The organism is Methylobacterium sp. E-066, from assembly GCF_022829635.1.
In the GTDB taxonomy this organism is placed as follows: Bacteria; Pseudomonadota; Alphaproteobacteria; order Rhizobiales; family Beijerinckiaceae; genus Methylobacterium.
This window is the reverse complement of the sequence record NZ_JAKSYO010000115.1, coordinates 1-16,424: the sequence shown is the minus strand read 5'-3', so window position 1 is coordinate 16,424 and position 16,424 is coordinate 1. Positions and strand designations below refer to the sequence as shown.

Sequence of the window (16,424 nt, the reverse complement as noted above, 5' to 3'; positions counted from 1 at the left end):
TCGCGTTGCGCTCGGGAACGGCTCCAAGTTCTTGATGTGACGCGCTCGCTGACGCCGAACCGGTATCCACTTCGGCGGCGAGCGCTCTAAAGCCCGTGCGTCATAGCGAAGGCTGCGCCCATCCGCCATGCGTCCTAACACGCGGGCGGTGACGGATCCTCAGCCGACGCGGGCGCGCAGCGCATCGGCCACGGCGTTCGCCATGGCGCGGGTGCCGATCGGGTTCGTACCCTCGCCTGCGATGTCGGCGGTGCGCGCGCCGCTCGCCAGCGCATCCATGACGGCACCGTCCAGCGCGTCGGCGGCCTCGCCGAGGCCGAACGAGTAGCGCAGGCACATGGTCAGCGAGCCGATCATCGCGATCGGATTCGCCTTGTCCTGGCCGGCGATGTCCGGGGCCGAGCCGTGGCAGGGCTCGTAGAGCGCCCGGCGCACGCCGCTGTCATCCACCGCCCCCAGGGAGGCCGAGGGCAGCATGCCGAGCGAGCCGGTGAGCATCGCGGCGAGGTCGGACAGCACGTCGCCGAACAGGTTGTCGGTCACCAGCACGTCGAACTGCTTCGGCCGGCGCACCAGCTGCATGGCGCAATTGTCGGCGAGCACGTGCTCCAGCTCGATGCTGGCATAATGCTCGGCATGGACCTTGGTGACGACCTCCTTCCACAGGACGCCGGACTTCATCACGTTGTGCTTCTCGGCCGAGGCGACGCGGCCGGAGCGCTTGCCCGCCAGATCGAAGGCGACATGCGCGATCCGCTCGATCTCGCTCGTGGTGTAGACCTGTGTGTCCACCGCCCGCTTGGAGCCGTCCGGCAGGGTGGTGATCTCCTTGGGCTCGCCGAAATAGACGCCGCCGGTCAGCTCCCGGACGATCATGATGTCGAGGCCCTCGACCAGCTCGCGCTTGAGCGCGGAGGCGTCGGCCAGAGCCGGGTAGCAGATCGCCGGCCGCAGGTTGGCGAACAGCTCCAGATCCTTGCGCAGGCGCAGCAGGCCGGCCTCGGGGCGGCTCTCGTAGGCGACGCCCGCCCATTTCGGGCCGCCCACCGCGCCGAGCAGGATCGCGTCCGCGGCGCGGGCGCGCGCCAGGGTCTCGTCCGAGAGCGGGCTGCCATGGGCGTCGAGGGCGCAGCCGCCGACGAGATCCGTCTCGGTCTCGAACGTGGCGAGGCCGGTCTCCTTGAGGGCGCCGAGCACGACCTGCATGCCGCCCGCGACCTCCGGGCCGATCCCGTCGCCGGGCAGGAGCAGGAGCTTGTAGCTGGCCATGGCGGTCTCGCGGGTTCTCTCTCGACGTGCCGGCGGGCTTTATCGAGGGCGAACCGCGCTTGGCAAGGTCGCGGTCGGAACCGGGCCTTGTGTTTCCGCAACGCGGGCGCTACCTCTGCCGCCCACCGCGCGGATGCTGCATCACGCCGTCCGCGCCTCACCCGGGAGAGACGAGCCTTGGCCAGAGCCGGCTCAGCGACCGAGACCGCCCACGCCGCCTCGCCGGCGCTGCGGTCGCGCGCGCGTCGTGCCGGGCTTCTCCTTCCGCTTCTGCTTACCCGCCCCTGAGGGCCGTCCGGGCGCGCGCGCCTGGGCCTTCAGGGGATTTTTTGAACTCGCGAACCTCGCCCCTTTTGGGCTCCCCGCCGCCCCGAGCCTTCCGCCGGGCGGCCCGCGACAGGGTAAAGCCATGACCACGACCACCAGCAGCACCACCGCCCGCGAACGCATCGTCATCTTCGACACGACCTTGCGCGACGGCGAGCAGTGCCCCGGCGCCACCATGACCCACGACGAGAAGCTCGCGGTGGCCGAACTGCTCGACACGATGGGCGTCGACATCATCGAGGCCGGCTTCCCGATCGCCTCGATCGGCGATTTCGAGGCTGTGTCGGAGATCGCCCGGCGCACCAAGCGCGCCACGATCGCGGGTCTCGCCCGGGCCATCCCGGCCGATATCGCCCGGGCCGGCGAGGCGGTGCGGCATGCCCAGCGCGGGCGGATCCACACCTTCGTGTCGACCTCGCCGATCCACCTCGCGCACCAGATGCGCAAGAGCCAGGACGAGGTCCTCGAGATCATCCTGAAGACCGTGGCCCAGGCCCGCGACCTCGTCGAGGACGTGGAATGGTCGGCCATGGACGCGACCCGCACGCCAATCGACTACCTGTGCCGCTGCGTCGAGGCCGCGATCAAAGCCGGCGCCACCACGATCAACCTGCCCGACACGGTGGGCTACGCCACGCCCGCCGAGTACCGCGACATGTTCGCGTCGGTGCGCGAGCGGGTGCCGAACGCCGACCAGGCGGTCTTTTCGGTCCACTGCCACAACGATCTCGGCCTCGCGATCGCCAACTCGCTCGCCGGCATCGAGGGCGGCGCCCGGCAGGTCGAGTGCACGATCAACGGTATCGGCGAGCGGGCCGGCAACGCCGCGCTCGAGGAGATCGTCATGGCGCTGCGCACCCGCGCGGACGTGCTGCCCTACGAGACCGGCATCGAATCGACCATGCTGACCCGCGCCTCGAAGCTGGTGAGCCACGCCACCAACTTCCCGGTGCAGTTCAACAAGGCGATCGTCGGCCGCAACGCCTTCGCGCACGAGAGCGGCATCCACCAGGACGGCATGCTCAAGAACGCCGAGACCTACGAGATCATGACCCCGGCCTCGGTCGGCCTGAGCAAGACCTCCCTGGTGATGGGCAAGCACTCGGGCCGGGCGGCGTTCCGCTCCAAGCTCGACGACCTCGGCCTGCACCTGTCCGACAACCAGTTCCAGGACGCGTTCGAGCGGTTCAAGGCGTTGGCCGACCGGAAGAAGCACGTCTACGACGAGGATATCGAGGCGCTGGTCGACGAGAACCTCGCCACGGCGCACGACCGGATTCGGCTGGTGTCGCTCTCGGTCATCGCCGGCACACGGGGGCCGCAGCGCGCGACCCTGCGCATCGCCGACGAGACCGGAACGCGGATCGAGGAGGCGGACGGCAACGGGCCGGTGGATGCCGTGTTCAACGCGATCACCGCCCTGGTGCCGCACAAGGCCGAGCTGGAGCTGTACCAGGTCCAGGCCGTCTCCGGCGGCACGGACGCCCAGGCCGAGGTCTCGGTGCGCCTGCGCGACGGCGAGCGCAGCGTCACTGCCCGCGGTGCCGATCCGGACACGCTGGTGGCCTCGGCCAAGGCGTATCTCTCGGCCCTGAACAAGCTCGCGGCCCACGCGGTGCGGGTTCATGCACAGCACGCGGCGGCGGAATAGCAAAAAACCTGCGTCCGGGGGTGGACAGCCCCCGGATGCGTTGGTATCAGCCCGCCACCCCGGACGGACTTGGTGGCCGCCGGGGCGGATCGCAGACGCGATCGGGCGCATAGCTCAGTTGGTAGAGCAGCTGACTCTTAATCAGCGGGTCCTAGGTTCGAACCCTAGTGCGCCCACCAAGATCCTCGAAGACCTCCCTTAGAAATTCAGCCCTCGACTTGTACCGGTGTGCCGTGTGGGTCGTTTTCGTGCCCCGTCTCCGGTGGCATGATGCTGGATGCCGGCGCGGCCATCGCCGCGGCCGCGCTCATGCACAACGAAATCAAAACTTGTGCGATAGGGCCGAGGATAATTGCTATCGCCTGATCAATCTAGATGTCGTAACTATCTCCGCCTGAATATGATCTAGCCGTCGCATGTCGACGGCAGAATGCGGAGATGTGTCGATTGGTTCGTTTCGCCTCGATTGTCGCCGCGGCCGGGGTTGGCGCCCTGGTGACGTGCGGGTCCGCGTGGGCGGGATCGGAGATCACCGTCGCGGCGATCGCGACGGGCCGGCTCTACATCGTCGGGACGACGGAGGGTCCGCGCAGGCCCGTGGTGCTGGAGAACAGATTCCGCACCGAGTCGGATGACAAGGGCACGTTCCAGTACGAGCTGATCTACCATCCGGCCCGGTGCATCGTCTCCGCGACGATCGACGGCAAGACCGTCGAAGCGGTCGTCAGCAATTGCAGCCAGCATTGTGAGGTCGTCCCGCAGAGTGCAGCCGCCGCCGGCCCGGCAGCGGCCGTGCCGGTGCCGGGGCAGGGGGGACCTGCGGCCGCAGCGGGCCGGACGCCGCCGCGATCGCCGCAGCACAACCGGGCCGCCATCGCGACGCCGCCGGCCCGGACCGGTCCGGCAGCCGAGCCGTCCGCCGCCCCTGCCGGTCAACGGGCCGGTGCCCCGAACAGAGCCCGGATCGAGCGGCCACCGAGCCCGCCGCAGCGGTCCGTCAGCCCAGCACCGCCGCAGGCCCGAGCCGTCCAACCGGTCAAGCCGGCCCGGAAACCCCGGCCAGCGCCGCAAGAGGCGCCGGACGATACCGGTCCGCCGATCGCCGATTGATCGGGCGTTCCCCAAGGGCCGCGGGCGACATCTGGGTTCCTCGCCCATCAAAACCGCTCGCTCGTCGGCGCCGCGCCCTCTGCGGCGATCCGGCCGACAGCGTAGCCCATCGCGGGGGCCGGCCTCGAAAAACCCGCCGCGCCTGAGGGAGACCAGAGAAGTGGGCACCTTCGGAATCGGCGAAACCCGCATCACCGCCGCCCAAGCCCGCAGGACTGTAAGAGCGCGATGCAGATCGGAAAGCCGCCGAAGCCGTCATCGCCTCTACGAAACACATTTTATGAAGCCGGCAATGGGCGTCGAGGTCATGCGCGATCCAGATCTGCGGATGACGCGATCGTTCGCCGCGGCATTTTAACTCATATAAAAATAGCGACTTCAATTAACGAAGATATCTCTAATAAGCTCTATATTCACATCATTAATTCAGTCTAACAATAGAAAAAATCAATGGTTGAAGAAATATCTCGCTGCAACTTTTAATTTACAACCTACCCTGTCAGCGCTACCATTTCCAGGGAAGGCGAGAGATAATCCACCGATCCTGAGTTTGAAATAACGGATCGACCTTCACCTCGATGAAGACCATTTTTTCGACCCTCGGAGAACAGGCGGAAACGAATTTCCAACTTTGGAGAGATTTCGCTCGCGATCGACTTATGCCGGCCGAGCTGTACCGGGTCGATGATGGTGTATTTCGTGGCCTGTTCGAAGGTACCGATCTCGGATCGCTGCTGATCACCCGTTCGACGTTCAGCGCCGTCCGCGTCGAGTCGACACCGAGCACGCTGCGTCGGAACGCCAAGCGGGACACGCTGGCCGTCACGATCAAGCTGTCCGGCACGTCGAGTTGCGAGCAGTTCGGACGCCAGGCCACTGTGCAGCCCGGCGAAATCATGGTTCTGGATCGGGCCAATCCATCCGTCCGGCAGACGTCCGGATCGTCCCGATCCCTGCTCCTGGAAATTCCGCGCGCTCGCTTGGAGAACCTTCTCGGCGACGCGCGCCACTTCTCGGCCCTCACCGTCGGAGCGGATCTCGGCAGCGCCAAGCTGGTGACGACGTTCCTGGATACGCTGCTGCGGGTCGAGAACGCCTTCACGCCCGATGCGGCCAAGCGGATGTCGGCGATCGCCGTGGACCTGATCGCGGCCAGCGTCGCCGAACGCCTGGCCAAGGAAGTGCCCAAGCCCTTGCACGGCACCGTCGTGGTCCAACGCGCCAAGGCCTACGTCGAGGCGCACCTGGGCGACTCCTCCCTCGATCCGCCCAAACTGGCGACGGCAGTGGGGGTTTCTCTGCGCCGGCTCCAGGAACTTTTCAAAGAACAGGGTCAGCACATTTCGGACTGGATCTGGCAACGTCGCCTGGAGACTGCAGCCAAGCGTCTGACCGACCAAGGCTGCCGCCATCTTTCCATTGGCGTTCTGGCCTTCGGCTGCGGCTTTGCCAGCCAAGCCCATTTTTCCCGCCGGTTCAGGGACCGATACGGGATGGCGCCGAGCGACTTCCGGCATCTGGCCGACGCGGCCGATCCAAAAGCTTGAGCCTCGACCGGGCCGTGGCGGCTCGTTCGAGGTTGGGCCGGGGCGGTGACCGGCACCATCGCCGGCGTGGCGGGCGCCGCGGAGGAGACCGAGCGGCGAGCCAGGTCCTGGGGGCGGTATCCGCGCGCAGTCGCGGCGGTCCGCGCATCTCGCCACCGCGCGCGGCCTGAACGCGGATATCGAGACGCGCCTGACGCGAAACCATCAGGTCACGTCCCAGGTGTGCCGGAGCACGCCCATCCTGAAAGCTTGGGCATACATCAGGGTCACACCGCGAACACAGTCGCGGACCTGATGGAGACTTCCGATGACCCTCGCTGCCCGCCTCACCCTCGCTGCCGCCGCGACGCTCGCCACCGTCGCGATCCTGGCCAGCACCTATGTCCAGGCCATGAGCCTCGCCCTGCCGGCCCACTTCGCCTGATGTCGGCAGATCCCGGCGACGGAGCGCCCGGTAACCCGACGCCCCGTCGCCTCTGAAAATGAACGCTCCGCATCCGGGGAGTTGGCGATGCACAGGCTCATGAATTCAGTCATGACCGGCGCCACATGGGTCGCCGACGCGCTCGATGATCTTGTCGCGGACGTCATCAGCGGCTTCGGGAATGCGGCCCCGCTCATCGCACCGGGCGATGAACGGCCTCTCGAGGATCCTTCAGCCCCCACGCCGTAGCGAGAGCACCCGCAACGACATCGCCGGACATGCCGGCGGTCCGAACGACGATCACGATCCTTGATCGGCCCCGTCGATCGCCGAGCCGGCGGCCTGCTCCTGCCCCTCGCGATCGGGAATCCGGTAGCCGCGCTCCCAGGTGGCGTGAGCGTCCGAATTCTCCGGATACGGGTTGGCCGTGATCGGATCCCCGCGATCCCGGGCGTGGCGCCCCTCGTCGCTGATCGCGGTGGGTGAACGAGTCGACATCGTCACGGCATGACCCTCCGGGTTATGATTCTGGTTCGGCCAGAGGCTTTTCGCGGCGCCTCCACACGGATCAACGGATGATCGCCGCCGGCCCGGCCTCCGAGCGCGCCCCCGATCCGGTCACGCGCCACACCGTGCCGCCGGCATCGTCGGCGATGAGCAGGCTGCCCTGGGCATCGATCGCCAAGCCGACCGGCCGGCCGCGCGCCTGATTGTCGGCATTGACGAAGCCGGTGACGACGTCCCGGGCCTTGCCGACGGGCTTGCCGTTCTCGAACGGGATATAGACCACCTTGTAGCCGTTGAGCGGATCGCGGTTCCAGCTGCCATGCTCGGCCACGAAGGCGCCGCTCCGGTAGCTCTGCGGCAGGCCGGTGCCGGTGGCGAACGCCATCCCGAGCGGGGCGACGTGGGAGCTCAGCGAATAGTCGGGCATGATCGCCTGGGCGACCAGTTCCGGGCGCTGCGGCATCACCCGCGGATCGAGGTTCCGGCCCCAGTAGCTGTACGGCCAGCCGTAGAAGCCGCCATCCTTCACCGACGTCATGTAATCCGGCACGAGGTCGGGTCCGAGCTCGTCGCGCTCGTTGACGACGCACCAGAGAACTTTGGTCCGCGGCTCGAAGGTCAGGCCGTTCGGGTTGCGCAGGCCGGTGGCGTAGAGCCGGTGGGCGCCGGTCACCCGGTCGATCTCCCAGATCGACGCGCGGTCGGTCTCCTCGTCGATCCCGTTCTCGGTGACGTTGCTGTTCGAGCCGACGCCCGCATATAGCTTGGTCCCATCGGGGCTGGCCGTCAGGCTCTTGGTCCAGTGATGGTTGATCCGCCCCGCCGGCAGCTCGGTGAGCTTGGTGCCAGGTTCGGTGATCTGCGTCGTGCCCGGCTTGTAGGGGTAGCGCATCACCGCGTCGGTGTTGGCGACGTAGAGGTCGTCCCCGACCAGCGCCATGCCGAAGGGCGCGTTCAGCGTGTCGAGCAGGACCGTGCGCAGCTCGGCCACGCCGTCGCCGTCGGCATCACGCAGCAGGGTGATGCGCTGGCCCGGCTTCTCCGGCGGATGGGACAGGCCTTCCAGCCAGCCCATGATGATCTCCTTGGGCCGGTTGATCGGCGGGGTCGGGCCGCCGCTCTCCGCCACCAGGATATCGCCGTTGGGCAGCACCAGGAGCGAACGCGGGCTTTTGAGGCCCGTGGCCAGGGCCTTCACCTGCAACCCGGCCGCGACCTGCGGGGTCTCGCCGTCCTTCCAGCCGACCGAGCGGGAGACGTGCATCGGCGGCAGCAGGTACTGGTGCAGCGCGGGCAGGGGCGGGTTCGGCCCGACCTGCGTCTGCGGGTCGATCGGATCCGGTCCGCAGGCCGCCAGCAGCGGCAGCAGGGCGGCCCCGGCGAGAAGGTGACGAAGCCGGCTCATGCGCGCTCTCCCGGCCGAACGCCGACTCGGTGACGATGGATCAAAGCGGCACCCCTCCAGCCGGTGACCATCAGGATCAGGACGACCAGGGCCGAAAGGATCAGGCCCGTCGGCACGACGGATGTGTAGGCGTCGCGGCTGTGCACGAAGGCGTTGACGATCGCGAGGAACAGCGCAACCGCATTGCCGGCCACGTGGATCCAGGCGGGCTTGAGCCGCCGGATGCTCCGATCCCCGAAGAAATCGATCGCGCCGGCCAGCGCCGCGAACACGGAGGCGACCAGCCCGACGGTCAGGAGCCAGACCGAGAAGTTGGCCCATTGCATGTTGGCCGTCGACCAATACGCGACATCGGTCACGAGGGTCCCGACGAAGCAGACGATCGGGATCGGCACAAGCATCGGATGGATGGGATGACCGGCGATGCTGGCGGTCGATCGCGGGTACATTTCGGACACAGCGATCCTCGTCATACGATCACATCGTTCAGCGAGGATTCTACCGCGCGCCGCCGCAAAGGTTCCGTGTAGGGTGTCCCTGCGACAGGGCGAGCCGCCGGGACGTGGGCGGCCAGCTGAGTCGCTACGGCAAGCTGGGCCGATGCGAGGGAGCGGCGTGCGGCCCCGCACCGTCGAACCGCGAAAACTGTGTCGTTTTCTAAGATCAGCGCCCGGCACCACTATTGCCGAGTCTGCTCAGCATCGCCATTTCTTGTCTCATACGCGGACAAGCGGCGACGTGCAGTCCAGGATTGAGCCAATGGCCGCTGCAACAGTAGAAAAGCCACTCGATGTCGGTGGCCCGATCAGCCGCCGGGCAGCCGCGCTCGGCAACGTCAAATGGTTTCGCGCGCTCGCCAGCCGAGCGCAGCGCGATGGCGGTCCGCAGGCCGCCTTGCGCGCGGCCAATGCCCGGGCGGCGGCCCGCATCATCCTCCGCCAGGCGAAACGCGACGCGCTGGTCAGCCAGATCGCGCGCGAAGCCCTGCAGGGGGATCGGGCGTCGTCCTGACGTTCGACCGGCGCTTGCGACAGGGTCGAGGCCGCGATCTCGGATATGAGATTCTGGCCGTCGCGACGCGTCAGGCACCTCCGGCCGCTGCGCGATGTCGCCTCCGGAGCAGCGACACTTCTGGGTCTCGATCTGCCCGTCATCGAACGACCGGGAATCCACGCGGAGCCGGGGCTGCGGCAGTGGCGGCACTCCGCTTGCCGGCAGCCCTGGCCAAAGATCAGCGCTTGAACTTGCCGTCGTACTTGAACTCCGGCGCGGATTTCAGCTGATCCTTGGTGGCGCCGATGATCGCCTTCCACTTCTTCGCGTCGGCATCGTAGCCGAGGGCAACGGAGGACGGCGCGACGGCGACGTAGCGCTCGCCCATGCCGAGGAAGCCGCCGACGGAGACGATGTAGCCGACGAGCTTCTCATGGACGATCGCGAGGTCCTTGATCTCGCCGACGGTGTTGTTCGCCGCGTCGGTGATGTTGAGGCCGATCAGGTTGTAGCTCAGCACCGCGTCCTGCGGCACGCTCTCGAACTTGGGGGCCACCGTCGGGGGCGTGTCGTTGGCGGCGAGGGCAGGGCCGGCCAGGACAGCGGCGGCGAGGGTAGCGAGGACGAGGCGGCGCATAAGGATCTCCAGCGGCCCGGAATGGGCGCCTGGAAAGTGCCGGCCCGGTCGCATCGTTCCGCCCTCGCGCAGAAATGTTAATGCCCGGAACATGGAACCGATCGGATCCCTCAGGCGGGCATCGCCGGGTCTCCGCGCGGCATGACGGCCCAAAGCGATTGTACGGGTCCACGGCCGGGACAGTTCAGCTGGACCGCGCCCGAACCGTCCCTGGCGGCAAGCGGCCGCTGGACGCATGTCACGGCCGGATGATGACCGGGGGACACGGACTGTGAAACAGGGAGAGGTCGTGAAGGCGTTGCCGGGTGGCGCGGGCTTGGGTGCCGTCACGCGACAATCGGGCGCCTGGATCGACGGGCTGATCGGCGTCGCGATCTTCAGCGCCTCCCTGGTGGCGACCCGCCTCGCGCTGACCGGCATGGATGCGCTGTTCCTCAGCGCGGCACGGGCAGCACTCGCCGGCCTCGCGGGGGCGGCTGCGCTGCTGATCCTGAGAGAGGCGTGGCCGCGGAGGAGCGATCTCGGTGCGCTCGCGATCGTGGCCGTCGGGGTCGTAGTCGGCTTCCCGCTCCTGACCGCGCTGGCCCTGCGCACCGTCGGCGCAGCACACGGGACCGTCTTCGTCGGCTTGCTGCCGCTTTCGACCGCCCTGTTCGGCGCCCTGCGCTCGGGCGAGCGCCCGTCCGCGGCCTTCTGGGTCCTGTCGGTGCTGGGCGCCCTCGTGACGGTGGGCTTCGCCGCCCGCGGGCTCGACGGGCCGCCGGGACCGGGGGACGCCTTCATGCTCGCGGCGATCCTGGTCTGTGGGCTCGGCTATGCAGAGGGCGGGATCCTGGCGCGGCGGCTCGGCGGCTGGCAGGTGATCGCCTGGGCGACGGTCCTGTCCCTGCCGCTCTCCCCGCCGCTGGCGCTGGTCTTTAGCCCGGCCAATCCCGGCGCGATCCCGCTCCCGGCCTGGGCTGGCCTGGGCTATGTGGCCCTGTTCAGCATGCTGATCGGGTTCGTGTTCTGGTACCGGGCGCTCGCCCGGGGCGGCATCGCGGCAATCGGGCAGCTTCAGTTGCTGCAGCCGTTCCTGGGGCTCGGCGTCGCCGCCCTGGTGCTCGGCGAGCGGATCGAGCCCGCGATGATCGCCGCGGCCATTCTGGTCGCCGCCTGCGTGGCCCTGGCGCGGCGGCTGGCCTGAACCGGGTTCAACCGGCCTTGGCCACCACCTCGATGTCCCGGTCGAGCCCGCTCTCGACCTTGAACTCGCGGGTATAGACCTGCCCGTCATGGCGGGCGATCAGCACGTAGTCGCCCTCGGCCAGGGTCACTTGCGGAAACGCGCCGATCGCCTCGCGGATCGTGTCGCCGCCGGGCGTCAGCACCGAGAAGGCGGTGCCGGCATAGGCCTCGGCCCCGGGGGCAGCGACCAGCTTGAGGGTGACGGTGGCGGCGCGGTGGTTGAGGGTCGCCTCCGTGACCTTGCCGTTCTCGACGCGCAGGTCGGCGCGCTGGATCGCGTTCGACTCCCCATAGGTCGAGACCACGTGATACGTGCCCTCCGGCAGACGCAGGATCTCCCCGGCCTTGATGCCGGAGCGCACCAGCCGGCCCTCGGAATTGGTCCCCACCGGCACGAACACCGAGAACGAGACCTGCGCGGCCGGAATTTTTTGGTCGCCGACGGCCCCGGCGAGCTTCAGGGCGCCGGCCGCGACCCGGAGGGTGTCGGTGGCCGGCTGGCCGCCCATCACGATCCGCTTCGAGGCGCTGGCGAAGCCGTAGGTCACGGTCGCCACGTAGGCGCCGGGGGCGAGGATGAAGTTCGGCTCGGCCTCGGTGGAGCGGCCGACGATCGACGGCCGGGTGCCGTCGCCGCGATCCTCGTAGATCCGCCAAGCCAGCCCCTGGCGCAGGGACACGCCCGCCCCGGATAGAAGCGCCGACAGGGACAGCTGCGCCTCCGGCTCGGCCGGCGGCATGCTGGGCGGCAGGCTCGGGCTGGTGATCGACGGGGAGGGCAGGGGGTCGCCGAGGCGGTTCTGGAACACGCCCTGCTGCGCGAGCGCGTTCGCCGGCACGAGATGGGCCGGCAGGAGAATTGCCACCGCCATCGCGGCAAGCCTCGTGCGCATCGGTCGAATCCTCATCAAGCCGTATCCGGGCCCGCCTGTGCCTTCGGACCATGGCGGCGGCAAGGCCGCACGCTCTTCCACCGCCGGGCCCTGCATGCCACATCCGGGTGCCGATTTCCCAGCGGGACAGGACGCATGAACGCCACCCTCGACCTCCTGACAACGCGCCGCTCGGTGCCGCCCCTGCTGCTCGACGGCCCGGGGCCGGACCGCGCCCAGCTCGAGACCATCCTGACCGTCGCCTCCCGGGTGCCCGACCACGGCAAGCTGGCGCCCTGGCGGTTCATCGTCATCGCCGAGGCGGCCCGGGAACGGGTCGGCGAGACCATCGCGGCGACCTTTTTGGCCGACAATCCCGAGGCGACCCCCGAGCGGCTGGCCCAGGAACGCGGCCGCCTGATGCACGCGCCGGTCGCCGTCGCGGTCGTTTCCCGCACCGGCCCACATATAAAAATCCCGGACTGGGAGCAGTTGCTCTCGGTGGGCGCCGCCACGATGAATCTCGTGATCGCGGCCAATGCCTCCGGCTTCGCCACGTCCTGGCTGACCGAATGGTACGCCTACGACCGCCGGGTGCTGGATGCGCTGGGCCTCGCGCCGTCCGAAAAGCTCGCCGGCTTCGTGCATATCGGCCGGGCGCGCGAGGTGCCGTCCGACCGGCCGCGGCCGAGTCTTTCCGAGATCGTGACCTATCTCTGAGCGAGACAGACCTCAGAAGGCGCACCCGTGCATTACGATCTCGAAGCCCCGCGCGAGGCGCGCGCCCTGCCGCACAACCCGCTGAAGGCGATCGTCGCGCCGCGGCCGATCGGCTGGATCAGCGCCATGAGCCGGGACGGCAAGCTCAATCTCGCGCCGTACTCGTTCTTCAATGCGGTGGCCGACAACATGGTGGCGTTCTCGTCCTCGGGCCGGAAGGACGCCATGACCTTCGCCGAGGAGGGGGCCGAGTTCGTCTGCAGCCTGGCGACCTGGGATCTGCGCGACGGGATGAACGATTCCTCGGCGCCATTGCCGCGGGGCGAGAGCGAGTTCGCCTTCGCCAAGCTCGAGACCGCCCCCTCGCAGAAGGTGCGACCGCCCCGGGTGGCGGCCTCGCCCGCCGCCCTCGAATGCCGCTGGCTTCAGACCGTCCCGCTGGTGCCGCTCGGCGGGGCTGAGGCCGAGAACTTTCTGGTGATCGGGCAGGTGGTGTCGATCTACGTCGACGAGCGCTTCGTCACGGACGGCATGGTCGACACGGCGGCGATGCATCCGATCCTGCGCGGCGGCTATTTCGATTACTTCCGTGCCACCGCCGACACCCGGTTCCAGATGCGCCGTCCGAAGGGCGCGGCCGAGTTCACCGGCTCCTGAAACCGGATATCGCCGCGCAACGTCGATTGAGGAGTTGTTTACCATAAGCGGCGCAGGTTCACGGTGTCCTCAGACCCCGTGCGCGCCCGGATGTTCCTGTTCACCACGCCGTCCAGCCCACCGGAGAGCAGCCCACCCGCGCAAGGACGGGCGGCGTCGGGCGCGGCCGCCTCCGGGCCAGTGGTCCAGGCGATCCGCGACGGCGCGATGGCGAGCGGCGTCGGCTTCGACTACCTCCTGGCCACGGCCCGGCGGGAATCCGCCCTCGATCCCGCCGCCAAGGCCGGGACCTCGTCGGCCACCGGCCTGTTCCAGTTCATCGAGCAGACCTGGCTCGGGGTGATGAAGAATGCCGGGCCGAAGCTCGGCCTCCAGGCGCATGCGGACGCGATCACCCGGCAGCCGGACGGCACCTATACGGTCCCGGATGCCGACCAGCGCCAGGCGATCCTCGATCTGCGGCGCGATCCCAAGATCTCCGCGACGCTGGCCGGCGCCCTGACCCAGCAGAATTCCGACGCGCTCGCCGCGGCCCTCGGGCGCGACCCGACATCCGGCGACCTCTATGCGGCGCATGTCCTCGGGGCCAAGGGCGCGGCCGCGTTGATCTCGACCGCCCGCGCCTTCCCGGCCCGGGCCGCCGCCCTCGACCTGCCGGAGGCGGCCGCCGCCAACCGGGCCCTGTTCTACGATCGGGCTGGCCGGCCACGCAGCGCCGCCGAGCTCTATGCCAGCCTGTCGGCCGCCGCGCAGGGCGCCGCAGCCGCCACCGACCTGACCGCCCTGCGCCAGGACGGCGCCCCCGCCACCCAGGCGGCCACCGCCTATGCCAGCACCGCGACGGCGTTCGGCGGCAGCTCCGACCTGCGCAGCCTGTTCCAGACCGACCAGCGCGGGGCGGCGTCCGACGCGGTGGCGCGACTCTGGCAGGCCCGCAACGCGGCGCCGCCGACCCAGCACGCCGCGCCGACCTATTTTCCGCGTTCGGGCGCCGAACCTCCACCGAGCATTGCCGCGATTGAGCCGGCGACTACAGGCGCCCTCGCTGAACCGGCGCCGACGCCGGCCGGTCTCGCCCTCGTCAACCCGCCGCTGCCGCCCCGCCGCCCGGCCGATCTCGCCGGCGCGGGATCCACCACCGGCACCAGGACCAGCCTGTTCGCCCCCCGGAGCGGCCCATGATCATCCGCGAGTTCCTGGCCTGGACCCAGAACGCCTCGGCCGGCCGCCGAGCCGAGGCCACCACCGCGCTGGCGCGGGCGTACCTCTACGGCGACCTCTCCGCCGACGAGGCCTGGGAGGCCAAGACCGCGCTGCTGTCGCTGCTCGACGATCCGTCGCCCTTGGTCCGCCGGGCCCTCGCCGAGACCTGCGCGGCCTCCGCCCGGACGCCGCGGCCCCTGGTGGTCGCCCTGTCCTGCGACGTGCCGGAGGTAGCGCGTCTGGTCCTGGCACGCTCGCCGGTGCTGACCGACGCGGATCTGGTCGATGCCGCGGCTTTGGGCGACGAGGCCACCCGGGCCGTGATCGCCGCCCGCCACCATCTCTCGCACGCGGTCTCGGGAGCTCTGGCCGAGATCGGCGAGCTGGACACCCTGGTGGTGCTCGCCGGGAACCCCACGGCGAAGATTACCGCGGGCCGGATGCTGCGCATGATCGAGCGCCGCGGCGACGAAGCGGACTTACGCGAAGCGCTGCTCCGCCGATCCGACCTGCCGCCGGAGGTGCGCTACGCGATCGGACTCGCGGTGGCCGAAGCCCTGTCGCTGTTCGTCACAGACCGCGGCTGGCTCGGCACCGAGCGCTGCGACCGGATGCGCCGCGAGGCGGGCGAGCGCGTGGCCCTGGAGGCCTGCGATCAATCCGGCGCTGCCGGGGTCGCGCGCCTCGTGACGCATCTGCGCACGACCCGCCAGCTCACCGCGGGCCTGATCCTCCGGGCCGTGCTCTCGGGCCGGACCGACTTCGTGCAGGCGGCGCTGGCCGACCTGTCGGGCCAGGATCATGTCGGGATCGCCCGGGCCATGCGGGAGCCGCGGTCCTTCGCCGAGCTGCACCGGAAGGCCGGGCTGCCCGACGCGCTGCTGCCGGCGATGCAGGCGGCCCTTTCCGCGCGGCAAGCAGCCGGCGGACCGACCGGCCTGCGCGGCGCCGGCCTGTCGCGCCGGATGATCGAATCCGCCATCGACGCCTGCACCGACTTGCCGGCGCCGGAGATGCACGCGGTGGTCGCCCTGCTGACCCGCTACGAGGCCGAGGCCGCCCGCGACGAGGCCCGCGAAGTCGCCCGTGCTATCGCGGCCGAAGCCATGGCCCGGGAAGCCGTCCGCCGCGACGCCGAGGCCACGGATGCCGCCTGGCGCGCCGCCCTGGAGAGCCAGCGCCGCACCGCCTTCGCCGAACCGGAGAACGCCGTCGAAGTCGTCGCGGCGGCTCCGATCGAGACCGCCGATCCGGTGGTGGTCGAGGCTACACAAGGCGAGCCGGCGGTGGCCGAAGTGCCCAACCCGGTCGGCGCGATCCTGGATGCGCTGCCCGAGCAGATCCTGGCCTGGTACCGCACGGAGCCGAAGGAGGAGGATCCGGAGGTCCAGGCTGCCATGCAGGAGGTCCTCGACGGGCTCGGGGCCGACCTGCTGGATCAGTTCCGCGCCAGCCGCGACACTGCGGATGCGGGGTCGGACGAGGTGATCCGGATCGCGGCCTGACCGAAGCCAGGAACCCATCGCTGGTCTACACAACCCGCTCCGTCATTCCGGGGCCGCGAAGCGGAGCCCGGAACCCAGAAACGCAGGTGTCGCACGGCCCTGCATCGGCGGTGGATCTGGATTCCGGGCTCGCCTGCGGCGCCCCGGAATGACGGCTTAAAAGCTTCAGCCTCCGTCCGTCGTCCAGGCCGTTGGACGGATCGGACGGCGCTCGGCGCAAACGGGGCGAGGGACGCGGCCGTGAGTTTGCTTATTCGGCCGCCCGCCGCTCGATCGCGTCGACCAAGCCGAACCGGTCGATGCTGTCCTCCAGCCGCAGGGCCGCGTTGATCAGCGCCATGTGCGAGAAACCCTGGGGCACGTTCCCGCG

At 69.4% G+C, this 16,424-nt stretch carries 15 protein-coding genes and 1 tRNA gene; 10 read left to right on the top strand and 6 right to left on the bottom strand.

Annotated elements, in window-relative coordinates; all coding sequences use genetic code 11:
• Positions 1 to 159 precede the first annotated feature (159 nt).
• Complete coding sequence (gene leuB / locus MKL20_RS16495; protein WP_244037572.1) at positions 160 to 1,269, bottom strand: 3-isopropylmalate dehydrogenase; 1,110 nt, start codon at positions 1,267 to 1,269, stop codon at positions 160 to 162.
• 409 nt (positions 1,270 to 1,678) lie between these two features.
• Here leuB and MKL20_RS16490 point away from each other — a divergent pair, with 409 nt between their 5' ends.
• The 4 genes from MKL20_RS16490 (at position 1,679) to MKL20_RS16475 (ending at position 5,904) form a co-directional block, all read left to right on the top strand.
• Positions 1,679 to 3,247, top strand: coding sequence for a 2-isopropylmalate synthase (locus MKL20_RS16490; RefSeq protein ID WP_244037571.1), 1,569 nt, complete (start codon positions 1,679 to 1,681; stop codon positions 3,245 to 3,247).
• Between the two features lie 103 nt (positions 3,248 to 3,350).
• Positions 3,351 to 3,426 (top strand) — tRNA-Lys (locus MKL20_RS16485).
• A gap of 268 nt (positions 3,427 to 3,694) precedes the next feature.
• Positions 3,695 to 4,357 (top strand): hypothetical protein, encoded by a 663-nt coding sequence (locus tag MKL20_RS16480; protein ID WP_243970269.1) that lies wholly within the window; start codon positions 3,695 to 3,697, stop codon positions 4,355 to 4,357.
• 578 nt (positions 4,358 to 4,935) lie between these two features.
• Positions 4,936 to 5,904 (top strand): helix-turn-helix domain-containing protein, encoded by a 969-nt coding sequence (locus tag MKL20_RS16475; RefSeq protein WP_244037570.1) that lies wholly within the window; start codon positions 4,936 to 4,938, stop codon positions 5,902 to 5,904.
• A gap of 724 nt (positions 5,905 to 6,628) precedes the next feature.
• On the opposite strand, the gene MKL20_RS16470 is transcribed toward MKL20_RS16475, so the two are convergent.
• The 3 genes from MKL20_RS16470 to MKL20_RS16460 all read right to left on the bottom strand — a co-directional run bounded on the left by MKL20_RS16470 (position 6,629) and on the right by MKL20_RS16460 (position 8,713).
• Entirely contained in the window at positions 6,629 to 6,826 is a 198-nt protein-coding gene (locus tag MKL20_RS16470; RefSeq protein ID WP_244037677.1) for a hypothetical protein, read from the bottom strand.
• Positions 6,827 to 6,896: 70 nt separating this feature from the next.
• Positions 6,897 to 8,240 (bottom strand): PQQ-dependent sugar dehydrogenase, encoded by a 1,344-nt coding sequence (locus MKL20_RS16465; protein ID WP_244037569.1) that lies wholly within the window; start codon positions 8,238 to 8,240, stop codon positions 6,897 to 6,899.
• The gene (locus MKL20_RS16460; RefSeq protein ID WP_409568160.1) at positions 8,237 to 8,713 is read right to left on the bottom strand and encodes a DUF2231 domain-containing protein; all 477 of its coding nucleotides are present in this window, start codon (positions 8,711 to 8,713) and stop codon (positions 8,237 to 8,239) included. Before MKL20_RS16460 ends, MKL20_RS16465 begins: the two co-directional genes overlap by 4 nt.
• A gap of 286 nt (positions 8,714 to 8,999) precedes the next feature.
• Between MKL20_RS16460 and MKL20_RS16455 the strand changes: the two genes are divergently transcribed.
• The gene (locus MKL20_RS16455; RefSeq protein ID WP_244037567.1) at positions 9,000 to 9,251 is read left to right on the top strand and encodes a hypothetical protein; all 252 of its coding nucleotides are present in this window, start codon (positions 9,000 to 9,002) and stop codon (positions 9,249 to 9,251) included.
• Between the two features lie 220 nt (positions 9,252 to 9,471).
• Here MKL20_RS16455 and MKL20_RS16450 read toward each other — a convergent pair whose 3' ends face one another.
• Positions 9,472 to 9,870 (bottom strand): PRC-barrel domain-containing protein, encoded by a 399-nt coding sequence (locus MKL20_RS16450; RefSeq protein ID WP_243970258.1) that lies wholly within the window; start codon positions 9,868 to 9,870, stop codon positions 9,472 to 9,474.
• A 316-nt stretch (positions 9,871 to 10,186) separates the two neighbouring features.
• Here MKL20_RS16450 and MKL20_RS16445 point away from each other — a divergent pair, with 316 nt between their 5' ends.
• Positions 10,187 to 11,056 (top strand): DMT family transporter, encoded by an 870-nt coding sequence (locus MKL20_RS16445; RefSeq protein WP_244037676.1) that lies wholly within the window; start codon positions 10,187 to 10,189, stop codon positions 11,054 to 11,056.
• Positions 11,057 to 11,063: 7 nt separating this feature from the next.
• Here the strand turns inward: MKL20_RS16445 and MKL20_RS16440 are convergent, their stop codons facing one another.
• Positions 11,064 to 11,990 carry a hypothetical protein gene (locus tag MKL20_RS16440; RefSeq protein WP_244037566.1) on the bottom strand — a complete coding sequence of 309 codons (927 nt, stop codon included), beginning with the start codon at positions 11,988 to 11,990 and terminating at the stop codon, positions 11,064 to 11,066.
• Between the two features lie 135 nt (positions 11,991 to 12,125).
• On the opposite strand from MKL20_RS16440, the gene MKL20_RS16435 reads away from it, so the two are divergent.
• The 4 genes from MKL20_RS16435 (at position 12,126) to MKL20_RS16420 (ending at position 16,054) form a co-directional block, all read left to right on the top strand.
• Entirely contained in the window at positions 12,126 to 12,689 is a 564-nt protein-coding gene (locus tag MKL20_RS16435) for a nitroreductase (protein ID WP_244037565.1), read from the top strand.
• Between the two features lie 27 nt (positions 12,690 to 12,716).
• Positions 12,717 to 13,346 (top strand): flavin reductase family protein, encoded by a 630-nt coding sequence (locus MKL20_RS16430; RefSeq protein ID WP_244037564.1) that lies wholly within the window; start codon positions 12,717 to 12,719, stop codon positions 13,344 to 13,346.
• Between the two features lie 90 nt (positions 13,347 to 13,436).
• The gene (locus tag MKL20_RS16425) at positions 13,437 to 14,528 is read left to right on the top strand and encodes a lytic transglycosylase domain-containing protein (protein WP_244037675.1); all 1,092 of its coding nucleotides are present in this window, start codon (positions 13,437 to 13,439) and stop codon (positions 14,526 to 14,528) included.
• Positions 14,525 to 16,054 carry a DUF2336 domain-containing protein gene (locus MKL20_RS16420; RefSeq protein WP_244037563.1) on the top strand — a complete coding sequence of 510 codons (1,530 nt, stop codon included), beginning with the start codon at positions 14,525 to 14,527 and terminating at the stop codon, positions 16,052 to 16,054. Before MKL20_RS16425 ends, MKL20_RS16420 begins: the two co-directional genes overlap by 4 nt.
• Positions 16,055 to 16,424: the final 370 nt, after the last annotated feature.

Coding starts and splice junctions, on each gene's coding strand:
- MKL20_RS16420 (WP_244037563.1), top strand. CDS start 14,525: ATGATCATCCGCGAGTTCCTGGCCTGGACCCAGAACGCCTCGGCCGGC.
- MKL20_RS16470 (WP_244037677.1), bottom strand. CDS start 6,826: ATGTCGACTCGTTCACCCACCGCGATCAGCGACGAGGGGCGCCACGCC.
- MKL20_RS16450 (WP_243970258.1), bottom strand. CDS start 9,870: ATGCGCCGCCTCGTCCTCGCTACCCTCGCCGCCGCTGTCCTGGCCGGC.
- MKL20_RS16460 (WP_409568160.1), bottom strand. CDS start 8,713: ATGACGAGGATCGCTGTGTCCGAAATGTACCCGCGATCGACCGCCAGC.
- MKL20_RS16435 (WP_244037565.1), top strand. CDS start 12,126: ATGAACGCCACCCTCGACCTCCTGACAACGCGCCGCTCGGTGCCGCCC.
- MKL20_RS16465 (WP_244037569.1), bottom strand. CDS start 8,240: ATGAGCCGGCTTCGTCACCTTCTCGCCGGGGCCGCCCTGCTGCCGCTG.
- MKL20_RS16475 (WP_244037570.1), top strand. CDS start 4,936: ATGAAGACCATTTTTTCGACCCTCGGAGAACAGGCGGAAACGAATTTC.
- leuB (WP_244037572.1), bottom strand. CDS start 1,269: ATGGCCAGCTACAAGCTCCTGCTCCTGCCCGGCGACGGGATCGGCCCG.
- MKL20_RS16490 (WP_244037571.1), top strand. CDS start 1,679: ATGACCACGACCACCAGCAGCACCACCGCCCGCGAACGCATCGTCATC.
- MKL20_RS16425 (WP_244037675.1), top strand. CDS start 13,437: ATGTTCCTGTTCACCACGCCGTCCAGCCCACCGGAGAGCAGCCCACCC.
- MKL20_RS16440 (WP_244037566.1), bottom strand. CDS start 11,990: ATGCGCACGAGGCTTGCCGCGATGGCGGTGGCAATTCTCCTGCCGGCC.
- MKL20_RS16455 (WP_244037567.1), top strand. CDS start 9,000: ATGGCCGCTGCAACAGTAGAAAAGCCACTCGATGTCGGTGGCCCGATC.